This is a genomic window from Streptococcus mitis SK564 (assembly GCF_000148525.1).
GTDB classification, from domain to species: Bacteria; Bacillota; Bacilli; order Lactobacillales; family Streptococcaceae; genus Streptococcus; species Streptococcus mitis_H.
On sequence record NZ_AEDU01000006.1, the window covers coordinates 127,710 to 151,638 of the forward strand.

At 38.6% G+C, this 23,929-nt stretch carries 30 protein-coding genes; 24 read left to right on the forward strand and 6 right to left on the reverse strand.

The features are described from left to right. Positions 1-12: 12 nt before the first annotated feature. The 4 genes from SMSK564_RS04275 (at position 13) to SMSK564_RS04290 (ending at position 2,524) form a co-directional block, all read left to right on the forward strand. Entirely contained in the window at positions 13-870 is an 858-nt protein-coding gene (locus SMSK564_RS04275; RefSeq protein WP_000812222.1) for an alpha/beta fold hydrolase, read from the forward strand. Positions 871-946: 76 nt separating this feature from the next. After that, entirely contained in the window at positions 947-1,465 is a 519-nt protein-coding gene (rimM, locus tag SMSK564_RS04280) for a ribosome maturation factor RimM (protein WP_001105893.1), read from the forward strand. Further along, entirely contained in the window at positions 1,455-2,174 is a 720-nt protein-coding gene (trmD, locus tag SMSK564_RS04285; protein WP_000686916.1) for a tRNA (guanosine(37)-N1)-methyltransferase TrmD, read from the forward strand. The genes rimM and trmD overlap by 11 nt, the downstream gene beginning before the upstream one ends. 11 nt (positions 2,175-2,185) lie before the next feature. Beyond that, complete coding sequence (locus tag SMSK564_RS04290; protein WP_001196039.1) at positions 2,186-2,524, forward strand: ATP cone domain-containing protein; 339 nt, start codon at positions 2,186-2,188, stop codon at positions 2,522-2,524. Positions 2,525-2,554: 30 nt separating this feature from the next. Here SMSK564_RS04290 and SMSK564_RS04295 read toward each other — a convergent pair whose 3' ends face one another. Continuing rightward, positions 2,555-2,875, reverse strand: a complete 321-nt coding sequence (locus SMSK564_RS04295; protein ID WP_001216105.1) for a hypothetical protein — start codon at positions 2,873-2,875, stop codon at positions 2,555-2,557. A gap of 98 nt (positions 2,876-2,973) precedes the next feature. On the opposite strand from SMSK564_RS04295, the gene SMSK564_RS04300 reads away from it, so the two are divergent. Then, a complete protein-coding gene (locus SMSK564_RS04300; RefSeq protein WP_000807422.1) occupies positions 2,974-3,189 on the forward strand; it encodes a YdbC family protein in 216 nt (71 codons plus the stop codon). A gap of 53 nt (positions 3,190-3,242) precedes the next feature. Here SMSK564_RS04300 and SMSK564_RS04305 read toward each other — a convergent pair whose 3' ends face one another. Continuing rightward, on the reverse strand, positions 3,243-3,779 hold the full coding sequence (locus tag SMSK564_RS04305) for a biotin transporter BioY (protein ID WP_000709048.1): 537 nt from the start codon (positions 3,777-3,779) through the stop codon (positions 3,243-3,245). 432 nt (positions 3,780-4,211) lie between these two features. Between SMSK564_RS04305 and SMSK564_RS04310 the strand changes: the two genes are divergently transcribed. The 4 genes from SMSK564_RS04310 (at position 4,212) to SMSK564_RS04325 (ending at position 7,715) form a co-directional block, all read left to right on the forward strand. Next, positions 4,212-4,550, forward strand: a complete 339-nt coding sequence (locus SMSK564_RS04310) for a hypothetical protein (protein ID WP_000746106.1) — start codon at positions 4,212-4,214, stop codon at positions 4,548-4,550. A 65-nt stretch (positions 4,551-4,615) separates the two neighbouring features. Beyond that, positions 4,616-6,598, forward strand: a complete 1,983-nt coding sequence (locus SMSK564_RS04315; RefSeq protein WP_000768907.1) for an ABC transporter permease — start codon at positions 4,616-4,618, stop codon at positions 6,596-6,598. After that, complete coding sequence (locus tag SMSK564_RS04320) at positions 6,595-7,218, forward strand: ATP-binding cassette domain-containing protein (protein WP_000151032.1); 624 nt, start codon at positions 6,595-6,597, stop codon at positions 7,216-7,218. Before SMSK564_RS04315 ends, SMSK564_RS04320 begins: the two co-directional genes overlap by 4 nt. Beyond that, on the forward strand, positions 7,215-7,715 hold the full coding sequence (locus SMSK564_RS04325) for a hypothetical protein (RefSeq protein WP_000721121.1): 501 nt from the start codon (positions 7,215-7,217) through the stop codon (positions 7,713-7,715). Before SMSK564_RS04320 ends, SMSK564_RS04325 begins: the two co-directional genes overlap by 4 nt. Positions 7,716-7,880: 165 nt before the next feature. Here the strand turns inward: SMSK564_RS04325 and gor are convergent, their stop codons facing one another. Then, positions 7,881-9,227: a glutathione-disulfide reductase gene (gene gor / locus SMSK564_RS04330; protein ID WP_001209582.1), complete on the reverse strand. Its 1,347-nt coding sequence runs from the start codon at positions 9,225-9,227 to the stop codon at positions 7,881-7,883. A gap of 288 nt (positions 9,228-9,515) precedes the next feature. Between gor and SMSK564_RS04335 the strand changes: the two genes are divergently transcribed. The 8 genes from SMSK564_RS04335 to SMSK564_RS04370 all read left to right on the forward strand — a co-directional run bounded on the left by SMSK564_RS04335 (position 9,516) and on the right by SMSK564_RS04370 (position 17,352). Beyond that, entirely contained in the window at positions 9,516-10,724 is a 1,209-nt protein-coding gene (locus tag SMSK564_RS04335) for an efflux RND transporter periplasmic adaptor subunit (protein ID WP_025170888.1), read from the forward strand. After that, positions 10,708-11,409 carry an ABC transporter ATP-binding protein gene (locus SMSK564_RS04340; RefSeq protein WP_000811470.1) on the forward strand — a complete coding sequence of 234 codons (702 nt, stop codon included), beginning with the start codon at positions 10,708-10,710 and terminating at the stop codon, positions 11,407-11,409. Before SMSK564_RS04335 ends, SMSK564_RS04340 begins: the two co-directional genes overlap by 17 nt. A 1-nt stretch (position 11,410) precedes the next feature. Then, positions 11,411-12,670 carry an ABC transporter permease gene (locus SMSK564_RS04345; RefSeq protein WP_001180433.1) on the forward strand — a complete coding sequence of 420 codons (1,260 nt, stop codon included), beginning with the start codon at positions 11,411-11,413 and terminating at the stop codon, positions 12,668-12,670. Positions 12,671-12,793: 123 nt separating this feature from the next. Continuing rightward, positions 12,794-14,791 (forward strand): methionine--tRNA ligase, encoded by a 1,998-nt coding sequence (gene metG / locus SMSK564_RS04350; protein ID WP_001291395.1) that lies wholly within the window; start codon positions 12,794-12,796, stop codon positions 14,789-14,791. Positions 14,792-14,840: 49 nt separating this feature from the next. Next, on the forward strand, positions 14,841-15,122 hold the full coding sequence (locus SMSK564_RS13570) for a hypothetical protein (RefSeq protein WP_004236138.1): 282 nt from the start codon (positions 14,841-14,843) through the stop codon (positions 15,120-15,122). Between the two features lie 89 nt (positions 15,123-15,211). Then, positions 15,212-15,532 (forward strand): PadR family transcriptional regulator, encoded by a 321-nt coding sequence (locus tag SMSK564_RS04360; protein WP_000665422.1) that lies wholly within the window; start codon positions 15,212-15,214, stop codon positions 15,530-15,532. Between the two features lie 3 nt (positions 15,533-15,535). After that, positions 15,536-16,351, forward strand: coding sequence for a hypothetical protein (locus SMSK564_RS04365; protein WP_000738388.1), 816 nt, complete (start codon positions 15,536-15,538; stop codon positions 16,349-16,351). Positions 16,352-16,425: 74 nt separating this feature from the next. Continuing rightward, positions 16,426-17,352, forward strand: coding sequence for an aldo/keto reductase (locus SMSK564_RS04370; protein ID WP_001269456.1), 927 nt, complete (start codon positions 16,426-16,428; stop codon positions 17,350-17,352). A 568-nt stretch (positions 17,353-17,920) separates the two neighbouring features. Here SMSK564_RS04370 and trhA read toward each other — a convergent pair. Both trhA and SMSK564_RS04380 read right to left on the reverse strand, forming a co-directional pair. Next, complete coding sequence (gene trhA, locus SMSK564_RS04375; protein ID WP_001097981.1) at positions 17,921-18,568, reverse strand: PAQR family membrane homeostasis protein TrhA; 648 nt, start codon at positions 18,566-18,568, stop codon at positions 17,921-17,923. Beyond that, positions 18,565-19,011 carry a DUF1836 domain-containing protein gene (locus SMSK564_RS04380; RefSeq protein WP_000858718.1) on the reverse strand — a complete coding sequence of 149 codons (447 nt, stop codon included), beginning with the start codon at positions 19,009-19,011 and terminating at the stop codon, positions 18,565-18,567. The genes trhA and SMSK564_RS04380 overlap by 4 nt, the downstream gene beginning before the upstream one ends. A gap of 134 nt (positions 19,012-19,145) precedes the next feature. Between SMSK564_RS04380 and SMSK564_RS04385 the strand changes: the two genes are divergently transcribed. The 7 genes from SMSK564_RS04385 (at position 19,146) to trxB (ending at position 23,498) form a co-directional block, all read left to right on the forward strand. Continuing rightward, positions 19,146-19,640: a GNAT family N-acetyltransferase gene (locus tag SMSK564_RS04385; RefSeq protein ID WP_000405835.1), complete on the forward strand. Its 495-nt coding sequence runs from the start codon at positions 19,146-19,148 to the stop codon at positions 19,638-19,640. After that, positions 19,640-20,149 (forward strand): methylated-DNA--[protein]-cysteine S-methyltransferase, encoded by a 510-nt coding sequence (locus tag SMSK564_RS04390; RefSeq protein ID WP_001170337.1) that lies wholly within the window; start codon positions 19,640-19,642, stop codon positions 20,147-20,149. The genes SMSK564_RS04385 and SMSK564_RS04390 overlap by 1 nt, the downstream gene beginning before the upstream one ends. 12 nt (positions 20,150-20,161) lie before the next feature. Further along, positions 20,162-20,518 carry an arsenate reductase family protein gene (locus SMSK564_RS04395; RefSeq protein ID WP_000889092.1) on the forward strand — a complete coding sequence of 119 codons (357 nt, stop codon included), beginning with the start codon at positions 20,162-20,164 and terminating at the stop codon, positions 20,516-20,518. A 157-nt stretch (positions 20,519-20,675) separates the two neighbouring features. Then, on the forward strand, positions 20,676-21,476 hold the full coding sequence (locus SMSK564_RS04400) for an amino acid ABC transporter permease (protein ID WP_001103447.1): 801 nt from the start codon (positions 20,676-20,678) through the stop codon (positions 21,474-21,476). Next, on the forward strand, positions 21,476-22,219 hold the full coding sequence (locus SMSK564_RS04405) for an amino acid ABC transporter ATP-binding protein (RefSeq protein WP_000590965.1): 744 nt from the start codon (positions 21,476-21,478) through the stop codon (positions 22,217-22,219). Before SMSK564_RS04400 ends, SMSK564_RS04405 begins: the two co-directional genes overlap by 1 nt. 77 nt (positions 22,220-22,296) lie before the next feature. Further along, a complete protein-coding gene (locus SMSK564_RS04410) occupies positions 22,297-22,521 on the forward strand; it encodes a DUF4059 family protein (RefSeq protein ID WP_000926599.1) in 225 nt (74 codons plus the stop codon). A gap of 65 nt (positions 22,522-22,586) precedes the next feature. Continuing rightward, entirely contained in the window at positions 22,587-23,498 is a 912-nt protein-coding gene (trxB, locus tag SMSK564_RS04415; protein WP_000272288.1) for a thioredoxin-disulfide reductase, read from the forward strand. 112 nt (positions 23,499-23,610) lie between these two features. Here trxB and SMSK564_RS04420 read toward each other — a convergent pair whose 3' ends face one another. Continuing rightward, on the reverse strand, positions 23,611-23,796 hold the full coding sequence (locus tag SMSK564_RS04420) for a hypothetical protein (protein WP_001068559.1): 186 nt from the start codon (positions 23,794-23,796) through the stop codon (positions 23,611-23,613). Positions 23,797-23,929 lie beyond the last annotated feature (133 nt).

Sequence of the window (23,929 nt, forward strand, 5' to 3'; positions counted from 1 at the left end):
GAAAGTGTAATAATGAAGCAAAATGATATAGCTGAAGCTATTGCTTTTTATAACAGAAAACCTGAGACTCTGGTACGTCACATTATACCAGTCGTAGATTGTGATTTGGTTGTTTATCATCGTCCTGGAAGCTCAAGTAAAGGACACATTATTTTTTATCATGGAGCTTGTGGCCGTAGTCAGATGTGGGCCCACCAGTATGATACCTTTGAAGGATTTGACCTCTACTTTGTCAATGTTAGAGGACAGGGTGAATCACCTATGAAAGTTGGTTTACCTGACTTGGAAGGCGCTGTTCAAGATGTAGATGCTATTTTGTCCTATTTCCAGTTGGATAAGGTGATATTGGTTGGTCATTCTTGGGGAGGAAATCCGCTTCAAGAGTACACCTATCGTCATCCAGAAAGAATCCTAGCCTTGGTCATGATAGATAGTTGGGGACAGCATCGATACCTATCAGAGAAAGAAAGAGGTCGAATCAAATATAGTTCTCTTATGTATAAAGCGATTCCTTGGAAGGTGATTGCAGATAAGAACTCAAAAATGTGTACAGATAATCCTATCACAAGAGAATTAATCAAGACGGCCATTATAGAAACTGGAAGAGATGTTTTCTTGAACCTTGGAATCACAGGTTTTATGGCTGTCCACGAGATAGAAGGTTATCATGGCAATCCTCCTATGCTCTTAGTAAGAGGCGAAAATGATTTTCCTAAACACCTAAAAATGATCTACGATGGTATCATTGCCTTAAATCCCAATGCACGTCAAGTAACGATTTCAGATAGCAAACACCAACCGATGAATGACCATCCTGAAGAGTTTAATCAGATAATTGGTGAATTCTTTGAAGAAGTAGTAGCTCTGTAAGATGAGACTTATCCAACTTGAGAAAATCCTTGGAACGTGTTAAAATAAAGGATAGAAATAGAGTACAGGAGACAAGATGAACTACTTTAATGTTGGGAAAATCGTCAATACGCAGGGGTTGCAGGGTGAGATGCGAGTCTTGTCTGTGACGGATTTTGCAGAAGAACGCTTTAAAAAAGGGGCTGAGCTGGCCTTGTTTGATGAAAAAGATCAGTTTGTCCAAACAGTGACTATCGCTAGCCACCGTAAACAGAAGAACTTTGACATTATTAAATTCAAAGATATGTACCATATCAATGCTATCGAAAAGTACAAGGGATACAGTCTCAAGGTCGCTGAGGAGGATTTGAATGACCTAGACGATGGTGAATTCTACTATCACGAGATTATCGGTTTGGAAGTCTATGAGGGAGAGAACCTGATTGGAACCATCAAGGAAATCTTGCAACCAGGTGCCAACGATGTCTGGGTGGTCAAGCGAAAAGGCAAGCGTGATTTGCTTTTACCTTATATCCCACCAGTGGTTCTCAATGTTGATATTCCAAATAAACGGGTCGATGTGGAAATCTTAGAAGGGCTAGACGATGAAAATTGATATTTTAACCCTCTTTCCAGAGATGTTCTCTCCACTGGAGCATTCAATCGTTGGAAAGGCTCGAGAAAAAGGGCTCTTAGATATCCAGTATCATAATTTTCGAGAAAATGCTGAAAAGGCCCGCCATGTAGATGACGAACCCTACGGAGGTGGTCAGGGGATGTTGCTACGAGCACAACCTATTTTCGATGCCTTTGATGCTATTGAAAAGAAAAATCCTCGCGTCATTCTTCTCGATCCTGCAGGGAAACAGTTCGATCAGGCCTATGCTGAAGATTTAGCTCAAGAGGAAGAGCTAATCTTTATCTGTGGTCACTACGAAGGGTATGATGAGCGTATTAAGACCTTGGTAACAGATGAGATTTCCTTGGGGGACTATGTCCTGACTGGTGGTGAATTGGCGGCCATGACTATGATTGATGCTACGGTACGCCTGATTCCAGAAGTGATTGGCAAGGAATCTAGCCACCAAGATGATAGTTTTTCTTCAGGCCTTCTCGAATATCCTCAGTACACACGCCCCTATGATTATCGAGGGATGGTCGTGCCAGATGTATTGATGAGCGGGCACCATGAAAAGATTCGTCAGTGGCGATTGTATGAGAGTTTAAAGAAAACCTACGAGCGCAGACCGGATTTGTTAGAAAATTATCAACTGACAGCTGAAGAAGAAAAAATGCTGGCAGAAATCAAAGAAAACAAAGAATGAAGGAGAAAACTATGCAAGTAATCAAACGTGATGGAGAAATTGCTGAATTTAATCCAGATAAGATTTACCAAGCTATCTTAAAGGCAGCCCAGACTGTCTATGTATTGACAGATGATTTGCGTCAAAATCTTGCACAAGTCACTAAGAAAGTGGTTTTGGACTTGGAAGAAGCCAAGGTGGAACGTGCTACCATCAGCATGATTCAGTCTTTGGTTGAGCATCGTTTACTGGGTGCGGGTTACATTACCATCGCAGAACACTATATTTCCTATCGTCTACAACGTGACTTGGAAAGAAGTGGTTATGGAGATCATATTGCGGTTCATTTGCATTTTGAACAAGTTCGCTAAGAAAAAAGAGTGGGATGAAGCAACTACATCTCACTCTTTCTTAAATCTATTTTTTTGGGCTGTTTGGACGGTTGAAGGGACAAATCGCAGGCGTTGAATATCGCTTATACGGATAATACGGGTCACATTTTTGGCAAAATTTTTCACGATAATTTGCTGGCGTTGCTGATCGTATTTGATGATGTCACCTGTAAAGCTTGTCTCAGACAAGATAAGGTGAACAGCGGTTTGTTTCTGGATAGCCTCTTCAATAGTAGCTGTAAGGGAGTTGCTTTCAGTCTGGTCAGGTTGGTCATGTCCATTTAAAAATTCATGTATTTTATCTAGAACTTGCTGGAATTTATGTCTCATAGTGGCCTCCCTTCTTTTATATCAATATTATATAAAATTTTCCTAAAATCTACAAGATTTTACGAATAATCAAATGAAAGCTAAAAAAGGAGAAGAAAATGGCAGAATTTACATTTGAAATTGAAGAGCACTTGTTGACTCTTTCTGAAAACGAAAAAGGTTGGACCAAGGAAATCAACCGTGTGAGCTTTAATGGTGCCCCTGCAAAGTTTGATATTCGTGCTTGGAGTCCAGATCATACTAAAATGGGCAAAGGGATTACTCTTTCCAATGAAGAATTTCAAACAATGGTGGATGCTTTTAAAGGTAACTAAGTTATCAAAATAAAAGAAAAGGATACTGAGTTATGACAACTCGATATCCTTTTTTAGTTAGCAAAGTAAGCCTGATTTTTAAGGCGTTGAAGTAGTGGACGGCTAATAAAACTAATAGCTAGAAGTTTACCAAGGTCTGGGATAATAAAGGGAAGAACTCCCACAACAAGAGCTTTTTCAAATGCCATTCCAGCAAGAAAATGTAAGCTGAGAATCCCGCCAACAAAGACAAGGGTATCACCCAAGAGGTTTGCAAGAAAAATCTTGACAACACCACTCTTGCTGTTAGTTAGGGAAGAAGTAAGTCCAGAGTAGACAAGATAAAACCAAAGATAACCTGCAGTAGGACCAACCAACACCTGCAATCCAGCTCCACCTCCTGCAAAGACAGGAAGACCGATAGCACCTAGAAGAAGATAGAGTCCGACAGAAAGTACAGCCTCTCTCGGTCTAAAGACAGTAGCAATCAAGCCGATTGCAAAGTTTTGCAGAGTGAAGGGAACAGGTCCAATTGGAAGGGTGATTTGTGCCAATACAGCAATGAGAGCAGCCCCAATAGCAGGGATGGCATAAACGTGAGCTTTTTTCAAAATAGTTAACCTCTTTTCTGATATATAGTAACTATTATACTTAAATCAACACTATTGTCAACCTGTTTAAGTAACATGGGTAACAAAAACTGTAACGGCCGATTTGATTGACAAGAGAAATTTGATAATTGTTTTTTATCGATTTGTAAATCAGTTTTATATATAGATAATCCCATTTTATACATAAAAAATATACTATAAATACTTGACAAACTAAAAAATAAGTGCTACATTAATAAATGTAAACGGATACATTTATATGTGTTCAATTTTAAAAGGAGGGGTAGTTATGAGATATTTTAACGACTCTAGATACCATAACGGTGATTAAAAACCTAAATATAATCAATTCATATTAAAGTAATATGGATGGACTAAAAAGGGGACTGTTGCTTATTCTTCATCAAATATTTTAATTAAAGGAGAAGTAAAATGAAAAAAAGAATTAACAAGAAAGCATCTGTTTTTCTAGTCGCAAGTGTTTTAAGTTTTAGCTTTGCTACTGTAGCTAGTATTGTTAGTGCAACTACAGCACACCCTGCTCCAAGTCCCATTATTGATGTATGGGAATATGGTGTAAATGATAACTCTGGTTATTCGAATTACTTTGTTAGTTCTCCAGATAATATTGGTTCAAAATCTTCAGTAACGAATTTTTGGGGAACAGTTAAAGCTCAGGATAAACAAGATTATGGATGGGCATATTCAAGTGCTACAAAATCTTGGAGCGATGTTCGATTAAATGCATATTGGGATTATTATAGATTTTAAAAATAATTTATGAAAACAAGAGACCCAATTATAAAATAGGGTCTCTTGTAATATGGTAATTGCTTATGAAATTAAAATTATGTATCATTGGATTCTTCTTCTGTTTGATTGCTGCAATTGGTTGGGTCACTATTAGCGATACAGAAATGCCCATACCTTTACCAATTGATGGTGCTTTTTCTATTCAAGGAAAAAGCAATCTTTCAAATAACGAAATATACGAAATGGTTCGTGATTTATCAAAATCGGAAAAGGTTACCATTTACAAGCCCATCGTTCAGAGTTCGGGTCAGTTGAGGTATGTAAATTTTGATGATGTAAATAATGAACAATTAAAGTCAACACCAATAATAGGGATGTATTACACCCTTGGGAAAATGGATATAGATAGTTTGAAACCACTTACGATGACGGGGTTGCAAACAGTATATATGGCTTATCCTTGGTATATAGGAGGAATCTTACAATTTACTGGAACTTTAAGAATACTGTTAATGGGTTCAATTTACTTAACTTTATTAGTTGTGTTATTTGTTGTTAGAACGAAGCAGATTAAAGAAGGAGTGATACGACGTTCTTTGGGATTGCCTGTATACGATCTAAGAAGAGATTATGGTATTTCTCTTATTTTTGAACTGATTATGATGGCTTTATTGATGATTTCTTACAGTTCTTTTTTGGGAAATGGTTTCTTCACCTATAGTTCTAAGTTATTTTTCTCTCTGATTTTAACGAATTTTATACTATTTCAAATCATTGATCTCATCACCTTTGTTTTATTTTGGTTGACGATTCAGGTTGAAAAGCCTATTGAAATTATTAAAAACAAGGCAAAAAATAAACTTATTTTTGTCGTATGGCTTGCCATTATTTCGATTATTATCCTTATCTCAGGAGTTTTTTTACAAGAAACAAAGAGTAGTCAATCCAGTATTAACATTCAGATACAGAATTTAGTGCCATGGGACACAGTAAAAGACTGGAGAAGGATTGAGTTCCTTGGAATTGAAAGTAACTCTACTAAAAATGGAGAAGTTAATGATTCGGATGGTCAGTATCTACAGATAGCTGCTTCCTTAAAAAACTTAGATTATTTATATATAGATCGATCCTCAGCATATGTTCCAGATTTCATGAAAACTTCACATGTTATGGAAAATTTTTCTAAACAATTAGAAAATGACGGAATAACGAATCCAGAAATAAATAAAGAGTTGATTTATATCAATCAAACAGGTGCTAACCTACAAAATAAAGTGAATGGAACAAACTATCATCTTTTAGATAATAAGATAGCAACCATTTATATTCCTGAGAAATGGAAAGAAAATCAGAAATCTATTGAGAATACAGTTGTAGCAGAACAATTTATTGGAACAAACTATACAAAAGAAGAAATTGCAGTACAAATAATTCCTGATGGTGATAAAATTTTTTATTTCAATGAAGATGCTGATGATAATCATAAAATGAAAGAGCTTTTACCAATGGCAAGTGTAGCAGATAGCACAGATAACATTGTTGTTGTGTTAGATACGGACAAAATGATTGAAAACAACAAGTTTTCTTTGGCTAGTAATATAACAACTAAGTCTCTTTTTAGTCCTGAGGCGGTAAATAAAATAAATGAAATGGCTACCCAGTTGAATGTTTCAATGAATCCAGTAGATGTTTACCAAATTGTGAAATTAAAGATCCAGTCCTTAGAGCACCAAATTCTACTTTCACAAATTTTGCAGAAGATAATTTACAGTATTGTCTTTATACTTATTTATCAATATGTCCAACTTTATATTGCCCTAAAACAGAATGAATATGTGAAAAAAATCATTTTGGGTCTGTCAAAAACATATATAGCAATTTCAAGTCTCAAGTATTTTATGATGACTATTACAATAGTTATCCTATTTACATTTCTTATGACAGGTCAAATAGAGTTGCTATATATTGGTCTCGCTTCTCTGCTCGTTTTGATGTTGTCAATAATCATGAGTTTTAGAAAATTATCTGAAAGCTATACTAAAATTTTAAAAGGAGATGAAACATGACAATTGACCTTTTGAACGTTTCAAAGAGTTTCGGCTCAAAGAAGATCTTTACAGACTTAAATTTAATATTTGAATCTGGAAAAAGCTATGCATTGATTGGAGGTTCTGGCTCCGGTAAAAGTACCCTTCTTAATATTATAGGAAGATTAGAAAAAATTGACAGTGGGAATGTTTCAGTTGATAAACAAGATATTTGGAAGATAAAAGAAAGAACTTTTTTTAAAAATACTGTTGGATATGTATTTCAGAATTATTCTTTAATAGATAACAAAACAGTATATGATAATCTGAGCCTTATCACTAAAGACAAAAAAACAATAACTGACGTACTTGAAAAAGTAGGACTGTCAAGTGACTATTTACATCAAAAAATATACGAATTGTCTGGTGGGCAGGCTCAACGTGTAGCTATTGCCAGAATGTTAATGAAACCACGTAAAATTATTTTAGCAGATGAGCCCACAGGAGCTTTAGATGGTGAGATTGGAAAAGAAATCATTCGTTTGTTATTAAATGAAAAAGATGAAGACAAATATGTTATAATAGCGACGCATGATCCAGCTGTCTATAACGAAGTTGATGTGATAATTGACATGAAAGATATAGGGTATAATGTATGAAAAAGATAATTTATATTGCTTTGATCTTTGTAGCTGGGTTACTTGCCTTCTTCTTTTTTGGAAAACAAATGATTACAAAAGAAAATACCATTAAACCAACGGTGGAGTTAACAGTCTATACGCTTTCTTCTAGTGATACAGAAAAATGGAATAAAGTGAGACAAGTAGAAACGGAAGAGGCTATATACTTCATAACTGTGAAAGAAGTAGAGTCTTCAGAAGAAGTATTTTCAAACCTTATTGCAAATGGTGCTGCTTTTGGGTTCGGAGTTCGTGAAGAAGAAGTGAAGAAATTCAATAATGGTTTAGGAGACACTATAGAGGACTCTAAGCATAATAAACTAATTGAAATAGAGTTTTTTACTTTTTCTGATGCTGACGAGGGATTTGTAGTAGCAAATTTTGACTATGGTAAAGAAGAGTTGAATTCTCAGAAAAAAGATATAAAAGAGTTATATAAAAAAATATATGAATCTTTTAAAGAAAAGAATAAATGATTGTATTATAATCCTTGTATTTTGCTATGGTTTGTTAATTGATTTTTGCATATCTTATTTCAACATACTATAAAATAAAACATAAGAAAACGAGTATCTCCAACTACGGAAATACTCGCTTTTTGATATTTAGAAGTGTTTTTTGCTCTGCTTCTTTTGTTTCGATTAACGCATAGTTACAAATTCTTCAGATGCAGTTGGGTGAATCGCCACAGTTGCGTCAAAGTCAGCCTTGGTTGCTCCCATTTTGATAGCAACGGCAAATCCTTGAATCATTTCATCAACACCATAGCCAATTCCATGAAGTCCGACAACTTTTTCTTCTGAACCAGCTGTGATCAATTTGAAACGTGTTTCTTGACGGTTGCAAGTGCAAGCAGAGTACATAGACGTAAAGCTTGATTTGTAAACCTTGATTTGGTCTTGACCGTATTCTTTAATAGCTTGATCTTCTGTCAACCCAACAGTTCCGATAGCAGGGTGTGAAAAGACAACAGTTGGAATAGTTGAATAGTCCATTTTTGCAGTTGTTTTGCCGTTAAAGAGGCGTTCAGATAGGGTACGTCCAGCCTTGATAGCAACTGGAGTCAATTCTTTCTCACCCGTTACATCACCTAGAGCATAGATTCCCTCAACAACAGTATTTTGGTATTCATCCACTTGGATAAAGCCACGTTCGTTTAGAGTCACTCCAGCTTTTTCAAGTTGCAAGTCCTTAACGTTTGGACGGCGACCTGTAGCCCAGATAACTTGACTAGCTGTGTGACTAGTACCATCTTCGAAATGAATAGTAATTCCTTCAGCAGTTTTTTCTAACTTGACAGGGACTTTGTGAGTATAAAGTGGCAAGTTTGTTCTTTCCATTTCCTTGACCAAACCTTCAACGATGTAAGAATCAAAACCACGTAAAGGACGATCGCGACGAACAAAGAGGTCTGTCTTGACACCAAAAGTGTGGAGTACGCCAGCCAATTCAACGGCAATATAACCCGCGCCTAGAATAGCAACTGACTCTGGCAATTCTTCCCAAGCAAATACATCATCAGAAGAGCCACCTAGTTCTGCACCAGGAATATTCGGAATACTTGGATGGGCACCAGTCGCAATCACGATATGTTTGGCACGAATGAGTTCACCATTTACGCTGACAGTATGAGAATCTACAAATTCAGCATGGCCTTCAATCAAGTCTACACCGTTGCGTTTAAAACTGCCATCATAAGAAGAACGAGCGCGATCGATGTAGGCTTCACGATTGCGACGTAGGGTTGCAAAGTCAAAGTTAAGATCAGTAGTTTTAAAACCGTAGTCTTCTCCAAATTGATGGAAAGTTTCAGCGATTTGCGCGCCGTACCACATGATTTTCTTAGGAACACAACCGACGTTGACACAGGTTCCACCTAATTTCTTTTCCTCAATAACGGCCGCTTTGGCTCCGTGTTCACCAGCACGGTTCATAGTAGCAATTCCTCCGCTACCTCCACCGATAGCAATGATATCATATTCTCTCATTGAAAACTCCTTTGTACTCTTTTAAATAGTAGAGTGTCATTTTTTGATAGTCATATTCTATCTTTTTTTTGATGTGATTGCAAAAATCTGCTACGTTCAAAAAAATTAAAGAAAAGGCTTGCAAAAAGGGAAAATAAAGTGTATTATATATCTAGTACAATAATTAAACGAAAATTCCGAACAATAATTAAATCCTGAAATGTCATTATTTCGTTCTGAAATGTTATTGTTTCAAATTGATAATTTTTGTATAATATTGTTAAGGACTTTAAATCAAAAAGGAGTTTCATTATGAAAAAGAATCGTAAGGCTAAAAAGTGGCAATTGTATGCAGCAATCGGTGCTGCAAGTGTTGTTGTATTGGGCGCTGGGGGCATTTTGCTCTTTAGACAACCTTCTCAAACCGCTGTAAAAGATGAGGCTACTCATCTGGTTGTTGCTAAGGAAGGAAGTGTGGCATCCTCTGTTTTATTATCAGGGACAGTAACGGCAAAAAATGAACAATATGTTTATTTTGATGCTAGTAAGGGAGATTTAGATGAAATCCTTGTTTCTGTGGGGGATAAGGTCAGCGAAGGACAGGCTTTAGTTAAGTACAGTAGTTCAGAAGCACAGGCAGCCTACGATTCAGCGAGTCGAGCAGTTGCGAAGGCAGATCGTCATATCAACGAACTCAACCAAGCACGAAATGAAGCCGCTTCAGCTCCAGCTCCACAGTTACCTGCGCCAGCAGGAGGCGAAGGTGTAGCAGCCCAAACTCCAGCTCCAGTCGCAGGAAATTCAGTATCCTCTATTGATGCTCAATTGGGTGATGCCCGTGATGCCCGTGCAGATGCAGCGGCACAATTAAGCAAGGCTCAAAGTCAGTTGGATGCAATGACGGTTCTCAGTACCCTAGAAGGAACTGTGGTCGAAGTCAATCGTAACGTTTCCAAATCTCCAACAGGAGCTAGCCAAGTGGTAGTTCATGTCGTAAGCAATGAAAACTTGCAAGTTAAGGGTGAACTATCTGAATATAACCTTGCCAACTTATCTGTAGGCCAAGAAGTAACCTTTACTTCTAAAGTTTACCAAGATAAGAGCTGGACAGGTAAAATTAGCTATATCTCTGACTACCCTAAAAACAATGGCGAAGCAGCGAGTACAGCGGCTGCCGCAGCAGCTGGCAATTCTGGCTCTAAATATCCATATACCATCGATGTTACAAGTGAAATTGGTGATTTGAAACAAGGATTTTCAGTAAGCGTTGAGGTCAAGAATAAGAGTAAAGCCATTTTGGTTCCTCTAACAAGTGTTGTGACTGAAAATGATAAGAACTATGTCTGGGTGCTTGACGAGCAGAAAAAGGCCAAGAAAGTGGAAGTTGGTTTGGGCAATGCTGATGCAGACAACCAAGAAATCACTTCAGGTCTGACAAATGGAGTCAAGGTCATCAGTAACCCAACGTCTTCTCTAGAGGAAGGAAAAGAGGTGAAGGCTGATGAAGCAACTAATTAGTCTAAAAAATATCTGTAGAAGTTACCGTAACGGTGACCAAGAACTGCAGGTTCTCAAAAACATCAACCTAGAAGTGAATGAGGGTGAGTTTGTTGCCATCATGGGACCATCTGGTTCTGGTAAGTCTACTCTCATGAATACGATTGGGATGTTGGATACACCAAGCAGTGGAGAATATTATCTTGAAGGCCAAGAAGTAGCTGGACTAGGTGAAAAACAACTAGCCAAGGTCCGCAACCAACAAATCGGTTTTGTCTTTCAGCAGTTCTTTCTTCTATCTAAACTCAATGCTCTGCAAAACGTAGAATTGCCCTTGATTTACGCAGGAGTTTCATCTTCAAAACGTCGCAAGTTAGCCGAGGAATATTTAGATAAGGTTGAATTGACTGAACGTAGTCACCATTTGCCTTCAGAATTATCTGGTGGTCAAAAGCAACGTGTAGCTATTGCGCGTGCCTTGGTAAACAATCCTTCTATTATCCTAGCGGACGAACCGACAGGTGCCTTGGATACCAAAACAGGGAATCAAATTATGCAACTATTGGTTGACTTGAACAAAGAAGGAAAAACCATTATCATGGTAACGCATGAGCCTGAAATCGCTGCTTATGCCAAACGCCAGATTGTCATTCGAGATGGAGTCATTTCGTCTGATAGTGCTCAGTTAGAAAAGGAGGAAAACTAAGATGCAGAATCTGAAATTTGCCTTTTCATCTATCATGGCTCACAAGATGCGTTCTTTGCTTACCATGATTGGGATTATTATCGGTGTTTCATCAGTTGTTGTGATTATGGCTCTGGGTGATTCCATGTCTCGATATCTCAATAAAAACATGACCAGATCTCAGAAAAATATCAGTGTCTTTTTCTCTTCTAAAAAAAGCAAAGATGGGTCTTTTACTCAGAAACAATCAGCTTTTACGGTTTCTGGAAAAGAAGAGGAAGTTCATGTTGAACCACCAAAACCGCAAGAATCTTGGGTCAAGGAAGCTGCTAAGCTCAAGGGAGTGGATAATTACTATGTAACCAACTCAACGAACGCCATCTTGACTTATAAAGATAAAAAGGTTGAAAATGCCAATTTGACAGGTGGTAACAGAACCTATATGGAGGCTGTTAACAATGAAATTCTTGCAGGTCGTAGTCTGAGAGAACAAGATTTCAAAGAATTTGCAAGTGTTATTTTGCTTGATGAAGAATTATCTATTAGTCTATTTGGCTCTCCTCAAGAAGCTATTAACAAGGTTGTAGAAGTCAATGGTTTTAGTTATCGAGTCATTGGTGTTTATACTAGCCCAGAATCTAAAAATTCAAAAATATATGGTCTTGGCGGCTTGCCCATTACCACAAATATCTCTCTTGCTGCGAATTTTAATGTAGATGAAATAGCTAATATTGTCTTTCGAGTGAATGACACAAGTTTGACTCAAACTCTGGGGCCAGAATTAGCACGAAAAATGACAGAGCTTGCTGGCTTGCAACAGGGAGAATATCAAGTAGCAGATGAGTCAGCTACATTTGCAGAAGTTCAACAATCGTTTAGTTTTATGACGACGATTATTAGTGCCATTGCAGGGATTTCTCTCTTTGTTGGAGGAACTGGCGTTATGAACATTATGCTGGTTTCGGTGACGGAGCGTACCCGTGAGATTGGTCTCCGTAAGGCTTTGGGTGCGACACGTGCTAATATTTTAATCCAGTTTTTGATTGAATCCATGATTTTGACCTTGTTAGGTGGCTTGATTGGATTGACAATTGCAAGTGGTTTAACTGCCTTAGCAGGTTTGCTATTGCAAGGTTTGATTGCGGGTATAGAAGTTGGAGTATCAATCCCAGTTGCCCTATTTAGTCTTGCGGTTTCGGCTAGCGTGGGTATAGTTTTTGGGGTCTTGCCAGCCAATAAGGCATCGAAACTTGATCCAATCGAAGCCCTTCGTTATGAATAAGATCAACAAGATGGACACTCGTCTATCTTGTTTTTGTATGGATTTCCCTATCGAAAATCACTAAAAATGTGATATAATGAAGTGTTAGAAAAACAGGTTTCATTTGCCTGGAAAGGAAAAATTATGTCTGAAAAGAATTTTTATATTACAACGCCGATTTACTATCCATCTGGTAAACTTCATATCGGTTCTGCCTACACAACCATCGCCTGTGATGTCCTAGCACGTTACAAACGCCTGATGGGCTACGATGTCTTTTATTTGACAGGTCTTGATGAGCATGGTCAGAAAATCCAGCAGAAAGCTGAAGAAGCTGGCATCACACCTCAAGCTTATGTTGATGGAATGGCAGTTGGAGTTAAAGAACTCTGGCAATTACTAGATATCTCATATGATAAATTTATCCGTACAACTGATGACTACCATGAAAAAGTTGTCGCACAGGTCTTTGAGCGCTTGCTTGCTCAAGATGACATCTATTTGGGTGAATACTCTGGCTGGTATTCAGTCTCAGATGAAGAATTCTTTACAGAAAGTCAGCTTGCGGAAGTTTTCCGTGACGAAGCTGGAAATGTGACTGGTGGAATCGCTCCATCAGGTCACGAGGTGGAATGGGTTTCTGAAGAATCATACTTCCTTCGTCTCAGCAAATACCAAGATCGTTTGGTCGAATTTTTCAAGTCCCATCCTGAATTTATCACTCCAGATGGTCGTCTGAATGAAATGCTTCGCAACTTCATCGAGCCAGGTTTGGAGGATTTGGCAGTTTCTCGTACAACCTTTACATGGGGAGTGCCTGTCCCATCAAATCCAAAACACGTTGTCTATGTTTGGATTGATGCTCTTCTTAACTATGCGACAGCTCTTGGCTACGGTCAAGACGAACATGGTAACTTTGACAAGTTCTGGAATGGAACAGTCTTCCACATGGTAGGAAAAGACATCCTTCGTTTCCACTCAATCTACTGGCCAATTCTTCTCATGATGCTCGATATCAAATTGCCAGATCGTTTGATTGCCCACGGTTGGTTCGTCATGAAAGACGGCAAGATGTCTAAGTCTAAAGGGAATGTCGTTTACCCTGAGATGTTGGTAGAGCGTTATGGATTAGATCCACTTCGTTACTACCTCATGCGCAGCCTTCCGGTTGGTTCAGACGGAACCTTCACTCCTGAGGACTATGTAGGTCGTATCAACTATGAATTGGCCAATGACCTTGGAAACCTTCTCAACCGTACTGTTTCCATGATTAACAAGTATTTTGATGGTCAAATCCCTGCCTATGTAGAGGGTGTAACAGAGTTTGACAATGCTCTTGCTCAAGTAGCAGAACAATCAATTGCTGACTACCATACACACATGGAAGCAGTTGACTACCCACGTGCTTTAGAAGCAGTCTGGACTCTTATCTCTCGTACTAACAAATACATCGACGAGACAGCTCCATGGGTCTTGGCTAAGGATGAAGCTCTTCGTGACCAATTGGCAAGTGTCATGAGTCACTTGGCAGCTAGCCTTCGTGTCGTAGCTCACTTGATTGAACCATTTATGATGGAAACTAGTCGTGCAGTCTTGACTCAACTTGGTCTAGCAGAAGTTTCTAGCCTTGAAAACTTGAGCCTGGCAGATTTCCCTGCTGGTGTGACTGTTGTTGCCAAAGGAACACCAATCTTTCCACGCCTCGATATGGAAGAAGAAATCGCCTATATCAAGGAACAAATGGAAGGCAACAAACCAGCAGTCGAAAAAGAGTGGAACCCAGACGAAGTTGAACTCAAACTAAACAAGGATGAAATCAAGTTTGAAGACTTTGACAAGGTCGAAATCCGTGTCGCAGAAGTCAAAGAAGTTTCTAAAGTAGAAGGTTCTGATAAGTTGCTTCAATTCCGCTTAGATGCTGGTGATGGTGAAGATCGTCAAATCCTCTCAGGGATTGCAAAATACTATCCAAATGAACAAGAATTGGTCGGCCAGAAAGTTCAAATCGTTGCTAACCTTAAACCTCGTAAAATGATGAAGAAATATGTCAGCCAAGGGATGATTCTCTCAGCTGAACATGATGGACAATTAACCCTTCTTACAGTTGATCCAGCTGTACCAAATGGAAGTGTGATTGGGTAAAAATAGACAGGACTAGTTCATGCTAGTTCTGTTTTTTTATTTATACTCAATGAAAATCAAAGAGCAAACTAGGAAGCTAGCCGCAGGTTGCTCAAAACACCGTTTTGAGGTAGTAGATAAGACTGACGAAGTCAGCTCAAAGCACTGCTTTGAGGTTGTAGATGAAACTGACGAAGTCAGCTCAAAACATGGTTTTGAGGTTGTAGATGAAACTGACGAAGTCAGCTCAAAACATGGTTTTGAGGTTGTAGATGAAACTGACGAAGTCAGTAACCATACCTACGGCAAGGCGACGCTGACGTGGTTTGAAGAGATTTTCGAAGAGTATTAACTATTATGCTTTACAAACTAGTGTGAAAGTGGTATATTATTGGTGAAGCTACTAGTAGGTATTACAAAATAGATTAGAAGGGAGAAGGGATGAAGGAAACTCAACTATTAAAAGGTGTTCTTGAGGGTTGTGTCTTGGATATGATTGGTCAAAAAGAGCGATATGGTTATGAGTTGGTTCAGACTTTGCGAGAGGCTGGATTTGATACTATCGTTCCAGGAACTATTTATCCTTTGTTGCAAAAGTTAGAAAAAAATCAATGGATAAGAGGCGACATGCGCCCGTCGCCAGATGGTCCAGATCGGAAGTATTTTTCGTTAACTAAAGAAGGAGAAGAGCGTGTCTCGGTCTTTTGGCAACAATGGGACGATTTAAGTCAAAAAGTTGAAGGGATTAAGAATGGGGGGTAAACCATGAAGAAAATGAAGTATTACGAAGAAACAAGCGCTTTGCTGCATGAGTTTTCTGAGGAGAATCAAAAGTATTTTGAGGAGCTGTGGGATAGTTTTAATCTTGCTGGATTTCTCTATGATGAGGACTATCTCAGAGAGCAGATCTATTTGATGATGCTAGATTTCTCAGAAGCAGAACGAGATGGCATGAGTGCAGAGGATTATCTAGGTAAGAATCCTAAAACAATAATGAAAGAGATGCTCAAGGAAGCGCCATGTAGTTCTATCAAGGAGTCCCTTTTGACACCAATTCTGGTCCTAGCGGTATTACGTTATTATCAACTACTAAGTGATTTTTCTAAAGGTCCTCTCTTAACAGTCAATTTGCTCACTTTTTTAGGGCAACTTCTTCTTTTTCTGATTGGATTTGGACTTGTGGCCACAATCTTACGATGGAGTTTAGTCCAAGATTCTCCTAAAATGAAAATTGGCACCTATATTGTTGTTGGAATTCTTGTTCTGCTAGTCGTTCTAGGATATGTAGGAATGGGAAGTTTCATACAAGAAGGGGCCTTTTATCTTCCTGCTCCCTGGGATAGTTTCCTTGTCTTTACGCTTTCTCTAGTCATCAGTATTTGGAATTGGAAAGAAGCGGTCTTTCGTCCCTTTGTCAGTATGATTATTGCCCATCTTGTTGTAGGCTCTCTGCTCCGTTACTATGATTGGATGGGAATTTCAAATGCTTTCCTCACAAAAATCATTCCTTTAGCTGTTCTCTTTATTGGTATTTTTCTCTTGTTCCGTGGGTTTAAGAAGATAAAATGGAGTGAAATATAGTCAAAAAGCCGTTGCAAAACGGTTTTTTGTTATAATGAAGGGAAGAATGTTAGAAATTTAAGGAGAAAAATTTGATGAGATACATAACTCTTGGTCAAGATGACAAAGAATTATCAGAAATTGTTCTCGGAATGATGAGAATAAAAGATAAGTCTGTAAAAGAAGTTGAAGAGCTTGTAGAAACAGCACTTTCTGTTGGAATCAATGCTTTTGACTTGGCTGATATATATGGTCGTGGTCGTTGTGAAGAACTGTTAGGTCTTGTCCTAAAAAATCGTCCAGATTTAAGAGAAAAGATGTGGATTCAGTCCAAATGTGGCATTCGCATTGAAGAATTTACCTATTTTGATTTTTCTAAGGACTATATTATAAAATCAGTTGACGGAATTTTGCAAAGATTGAAGATTGATCATTTAGATAGCTTGCTTCTTCATCGACCAGATGCTTTGATGGAATCTGACCAAGTAGCAGAAGCCTTTGATCTCCTTTATAAACAAGGTAAGGTTCTAAATTTTGGAGTTTCTAATCAAAATCCTATGATGATGGAGTTACTTAAAAAAGATGTCAAGCAGCCGTTAGCTGTTAATCAGCTACAATTAAGTGCGGCTTTTACTCCAGGATTCGAATCAGGTTTTCATGTTAATATGGAAGATAGTCAAGCAGCTATGCGAGATGGCAGCATTTTTGAATATTGCAAATTACACGATGTGGTCATTCAAGCATGGTCTGTCTTACAATTTGGGTATTTTAAAGGGAATTTTGTTGGAAATGAGAAATTTCAAGCTTTAAATCAAGTACTTGATCGTTTAGCTATTAAATATGGAGTAACCTCTTCAACTATTGCCATTTCTTGGATATTGCGTTATCCAGCAAAAATGCAGGCAGTCGTAGGTACAACAAATCCTAAGCACTTGAGAGAAGTTAGCCAAGCGGCAAACTTTAGCTTAACAAGAAAAGAATGGTATGAAATTTATCTTGCTGCAGGGAATAATTTGCCCTAGGAGAAAATGCATTTAAAGAAATCACAGTCAAAAAAACGTTGCAAAACGTTTTTTTGTTATGTGACCATTTGTCTGTCTTGATTCGTTAGGTACGGTTCATTGATGGATGATTCTGATTTAATACTCAATGAAAATCGAAAAGCAAACTAGGAAGTTAGCCGCAAGCTGCTCAAAACACTGTTTTGAGGTTGTAGATAAGACTGACGAAGTCAGTCACATATATACGGTAAGGCGACGCTGACGTGGTTTGAAGAGATTTTCGAAGAGTATAACTATTCTGATTTACATACTATCAGGGAAGCAGTATCCCATAATTGACGGCACGCTAGTAGGTACTATAAAATGGACTGGAGTGATTTTTGGATTTTGATTGAGTATAAAACATCATAGAGAATAAAAAAATGAGAGGCTGGGACAAAAAGATTTTGATTTTAGGAATTCTTTATTATGACATTTTAAAATCGATAGATTAGACAAAAAAGCGAACAAAACAGAATTCTGAGTGTCAGATGACTCGTTTTGTTCGTTTTTTATATTTAAGGTTAGACTTTTGTCCAAGACTCCATTTTTACATGTAATAAACAATGGCGATGTATTGGAGTGCGGACGCAGCTAGGATAAAGAGATGCCAAATCATGTGGAAATAAGGTTTTTTCTTGGCGTAAAATCCAGCTCCGACTGTATAACAGAGTCCGCCAGTTACCATGAGACTCCAGAAAATTGGCGTCGTTTGACTGATAATGGCAGGAATGATAGCTAGAACCAACCAGCCCATAATCAGGTAAAGAGCAAGGCTAAATTTCTCATTGACTTTTTTAGAAAAGATTTTATAGAGAATACCAAAGATAGTTGTTCCCCATTGGATGGCAATAATCAGATAGCCAAACCAGTTATTCATTAAGGTTAAGACGACTGGTGTATAAGAGCCTGCGATAGCCACATAAATCATCGAATGGTCGATGATTCTCAAGACATATTTATGGGTCGAACCATAGGCCATAGAGTGATAAATGGTGGATGATAAAAACATGAGAAAGAGACTAATAACGAAAATGGAAACGCCGATAGAGGATAAAAATCCGTGTGTCTCATAACTATAGGTGGATGAAATAGGCAGTAAGATGAGCATGATGATTGCACCCACAGCATGGGTCACACTATTAGCAATCTCCTCTCCAAAACTGAGTTGTTTGCTGAGTTTAAGACTAGTGTTCATCGGATTACCTCCTCTTCAGTATGATAGATTAAGGCTAGAGTTTGATGATAGAGTTTAACGGTTTGGCAGCTGGTTTGGATAATGGGGTTAGCTGGATCAATTCCTTGATTCATGTAGTTTACAAAAGCATCGTAGAGTTGATCTGAACTGGCTTGACTTTGGAGAGTATTCAGTGTCTGAGCGATTTCTTGAATCGAAAATACAGACTTGAGGGTTGTGATAGCAATCAGACGGGCAATCTGTTGGCGTTGGTATTTTTTCTTGTCAGGCTTTGTCAGGTAACCATGTTTGACATAGTTATTGATCATGGATGCTGTTAGGCCCTTGTCTTTATCAGGAGAAATAGGGGCGCAGACCTGATTGACATAGAGCAAAACTTGGTCCAGATAGAGGTCAATGTTTGGAATTTCTGCCCATTTTGGGTAGGAAAAGGTAGTTTTCATTTTCAACTCCTTTTTATCTGGTTTTAATAACTAGATTATAAAATAATAAAAACAGAAAGTCAAGTTTTAACTGCTTGTAGAAAGACTTAAATTATGCTATGATGGGAGAAACTAGTCAGAAATGAGGAGAAAAGATGGAGATTCGTTTAGCTTTTCCAAATGAAGTAGATGCCATCATGCAAGTGATGGAGGATGCTAAAAAATGTTTAGCGGATGCTGGTAGTGACCAGTGGCAAAATGGTTATCCAAATGTAGATGTTATTATTGAGGATATTATCTCAGGCCAAGCCTACGTAGCCTTGGAGGATGGAGAACTATTAGCCTATGCTGCTGTGACTAAGAGTCCAGAGGAGGCCTATGAAGATATTTATGAGGGAAACTGGCAAGCTGGAGAGTCAGAATATCTAGTCTTTCACCGTATTGCTGTGGCAGCAGATGTGCAGGGACAAGGAGTTGCTCAAACCTTTTTAGAGGGCTTGATTGAAGGTTTTGACTATCTAGATTTTCGCTCAGATACGCATGTTACAAACAAGGCCATGCAGCATATCTTTGAAAAACTCAGTTTTAAACAGGTTGGTAAGGTTCCAGTTGATGGCGAACGCTTAGCCTATCAAAAATTGAAGAAATAATGCAAAAGAAGTACGCAAAAATGCTCTATTCTTCGCCAATTGGCTCCCTTTCTCTCGTAGCTGATGACCAGTATTTGTATGGCATTTGGGTGCAGGAGCAGAAGCATTTTGAGAGAGGGATAGGAGATGACACGATAGAAGCAGTTGTTAGTCATCCCATTTTAGACTCAGTTATTGCTTGCTTAGATGCTTACTTTAAAGGCAAGTCTCGGGATTTATCCGACTTGCCCTTGGCTCCAATCGGAACGGATTTTGAAAAGCGAGTTTGGTCCTATTTACAGGGAATTCCTTATGGTCAGACAGTGACCTATGGACAAATAGCCCAAGATTTGCAAGTGCCTTCTGCTCAAGCAATTGGTGGAGCAGTGGGACGCAATCCTTGGTCTATCCTAGTACCTTGTCATCGGGTGCTGGGAGTAGGTAAGCGTCTGACAGGTTATGCTGCAGGAGTGGAAAAGAAAGCTTGGCTCTTGGAGCATGAAGGAGCAGATTTTAAAGATATAAATTAGAAAGTGAAACACATGTTAGAATTTATCGAATACCCAAAATGTTCAACTTGTAAAAAAGCAAAACAAGAATTAAATCAATTAGGTGTGGACTATAAAGCCGTTCATATCGTCGAAGAAACACCTAGCCAAGAAGTCATTTTAAACTGGCTAGAAACCTCAGGTTTCGAGTTGAAGCAATTTTTTAACACCAGTGGAATCAAATACCGTGAATTGGGGCTGAAAGATAAGGTAGGAAGCCTGTCAAACCAAGAAGCGGCTGAGTTGCTAGCAAGTGACGGCATGTTGTTAAAACGCCCCATTTTAGTAGAAAATGGAACTGTTAAGCAAATCGGTTATCGAAAACCTTATGAAGAATTGGGATTGAAATAGTTTTTATCTATCTCTTTGATAGATAAAATATATAACCTCCCTGTTTCAAAGTATGATAAACTAGTAGGTAGACAAAGTCTGTATCTGACCGTAGCAAATAATTTCATTGACGGCAGAAGTATGGTAGAATGAATCATTATCAGGAGAGGATGTTTTTATGAATGTTACAACGATTTTAGCATCAGATTGGTACCAAAACTTGATGCAATTGATTCCGGATGGCAAGCTGTTTAGCCTGCGTTCGGTCTTTGATGGGATTCCGAGAATTGTTCAACAACTTCCAACAACGATTATGTTGACAATTGGTGGTGCCCTTTTTGGCTTGGTTTTGGCGCTTCTTTTTGCCATTGTGAAGATCAATCGTGTCAAGATTTTATATCCCTTGCAGGCCTTCTTTGTTAGTTTCTTAAAAGGGACACCGATTTTGGTGCAACTCATGTTGACCTACTACGGAATCCCTTTGGCTTTGAAAGCTCTCAATCAGCAATGGGGTACTGGTTTCAATATCAATGCGATTCCAGCGGCTGTTTTTGCGATTGTAGCCTTTGCCTTTAATGAGGCAGCTTATGCTAGTGAAACCATTCGTGCAGCCATTCTCTCAGTCAATCCTGGTGAGATTGAGGCAGCACGCAGTCTGGGGATGACCCGAGCGCAAGTTTATCGTCGAGTGATTATTCCAAATGCGGCAGTTGTGGCGACTCCAACCTTAATCAATTCCCTAATCGGATTGACCAAGGGAACTTCCCTAGCCTTTAGTGCGGGTGTTGTCGAAGTCTTTGCCCAAGCTCAGATTTTGGGTGGTGCCGATTACCGCTATTTTGAACGCTTTATTTCCGTTGCCCTTGTTTATTGGGTAGTCAATATCGGTATTGAAAGTCTTGGTCGTTTCATAGAGAGAAAAATGGCTATTTCTGCACCTGATACAGTGCAAACAGATGTGAAAGGAGACCTTCGTTAATGATTAAGATTTCGAATTTAAGCAAATCCTTTTCAGGACAGACTGTCTTGGATCATCTGGACTTGGATATTCAAAAAGGGGAAGTCGTAGCCTTGATTGGTTCTTCGGGAGCTGGAAAATCAACCTTCCTTCGTAGTCTCAATTATCTTGAAACACCTGACAGTGGCTCTATTCAGATTGATGATTTCTCAGTTGATTTTTCTAAAATCACTCAAGAAGAAATCCTTGCCCTACGCCGTAAGCTGTCTATGGTTTTCCAACAGTTTAATTTGTTTGAACGCCGAACAGCACTTGATAATGTAAAAGAAGGCTTGGTTGTTGTTAAGAAATTATCTGACCAAGAAGCAACTAAGATTGCCAAGGAAGAGTTGGCTAAGGTTGGGCTTTCTGACCGTGAAAACCATTACCCTCGCCATTTATCAGGTGGACAGAAGCAACGGGTTGCTCTAGCGCGTGCTCTTGCCATGAAACCAGATGTCTTGCTCTTAGACGAACCAACTTCAGCTCTTGACCCAGAATTGGTCGGTGAAGTAGAGAAGTCTATTGCAGACGCTGCTAAGTCAGGTCAAACCATGATTTTGGTCAGTCATGACATGTCCTTTGTAGCCCAAGTGGCTGATAAGATTCTCTTCTTAGATAAGGGGAAAATTATCGAGTCTGGAACACCAGATGAGATTATCCACCATCCTAAAGAAGAGCGGACAAAAGAATTCTTCGCTAGTTACAAACGGACTTATATTTGATATAATAGATAAAGAAAAACTCAGTTAGCTGGACTAGCTGAGTTTACTCTTTAAAAAAGATAGAAATGAGAGAAATCATGCTACTGCAACTATTTTCTTTATATTTCGAGAGTTTGATCTTGACCACCATCCTCGTCCTGATTTTTTTAGGGATTTGGATTGGACTGAGAGCCATGTCGGGAGTGGATAAGACAGCCAAGGCTCGCCAAGCCCATCTCTATGATATGATTATGATTGGAGTCTTGGTTGTTCCAGTATTATCCTTTGCGGTTATGAGTTTAATTCTTGTTTTCAAGGCATAATCCTTGCATGATTGACAAGAAAGAGTTAGAATAAAGATAGTTACAACAAGAAAGAAGGAAACTATATGTACGATACTATTATTATCGGTGCTGGACCTGCAGGAATGACTGCAGCCTTGTATGCTGCTCGAAGCAATCTGAAAGTAGCCTTGATTGAAGGTGGTCTGCCAGGTGGTCAGATGAATAATACATCTGATATTGAAAATTACCCTGGATACGCTAATATTAGTGGGCCAGAATTGGCAGAAAAAATGTTTGAACCGCTTGAAAATCTTGGTGTTGAGCACATTTATGGTTATGTTGAAAATGTCGAAGACCATGGTGATTTTAAGAAAGTGATTACTGATGACCAAACATATGAAACTCGTACAGTTATCGTAGCAACTGGTTCTAAACACCGTCCTTTGGGAGTGCCTGGAGAAGAAGAACTGAACAGTCGAGGTGTTTCTTACTGTGCCGTGTGTGATGGTGCTTTCTTCCGTGACCAAGATTTGCTGGTAGTTGGTGGTGGAGATTCGGCTGTTGAAGAAGCCCTCTTCTTGACTCGTTTTGCTAAGACTGTTACCATTGTTCACCGTCGTGACCAACTTCGTGCTCAAAAGGTTTTACAAGATCGTGCCTTTGCGAATGAGAAAGTCAACTTTATCTGGGATTCTGTAGTGAAGGAAATCAAGGGTGAAAACAGAGTAGAATCTGTCGTATTTGAAAATGTGAAAACAGGTCAAGTGACAGAGCAAGCCTTTGGTGGTGTCTTTATCTATGTTGGATTGGACCCTCTTAGCGATTTTGTTAAAGAATTGAATATCCAAGATCAGGCAGGTTGGGTTGTGACAGATAACCACATGAAAACTGCAGTTGACGGTATCTTTGCAGTTGGAGATGTTCGCTTGAAAGACCTTCGCCAAGTAACAACAGCAGTTGGAGATGGAGCTATCGCTGGTCAAGAAGCTTACAAGTTTATCACCGAACATAGTTAATTATGAAAACGCATAGTATCAGATTTACAAAAAATTTGACACTATGCGTTTTATTGTGGGAAAATTAATTTCATTTTCTACTGAAATTGAGTTTTGCCAGCCTCTTATATTTTTAGAAAAATCCTTTAATCTTGCTAACTAGGCCATCTAGACCTTCTGAACCAGAAATCAACTGCTGAGCTTGAGAGAAGTATTCTCCAAGTTGTTCTTGATTTTCTGCAACGAATGTCTTAGCAGCTTCGAAATCTTTTGTTTCGATTAACTCTTTTACTTGATTAAACAAATCTAATGGGTTCATCTTATTTCTCCTTTTCTGTACTTAATTATTTAACCATCTTTATGATAAAAAATCAACTGTTGCTGCTTTTGGCTAGGACCTGTTTTTATCTACAAGTTCTCATAACTAAGATTCTAACTACCAAAACAAGGTG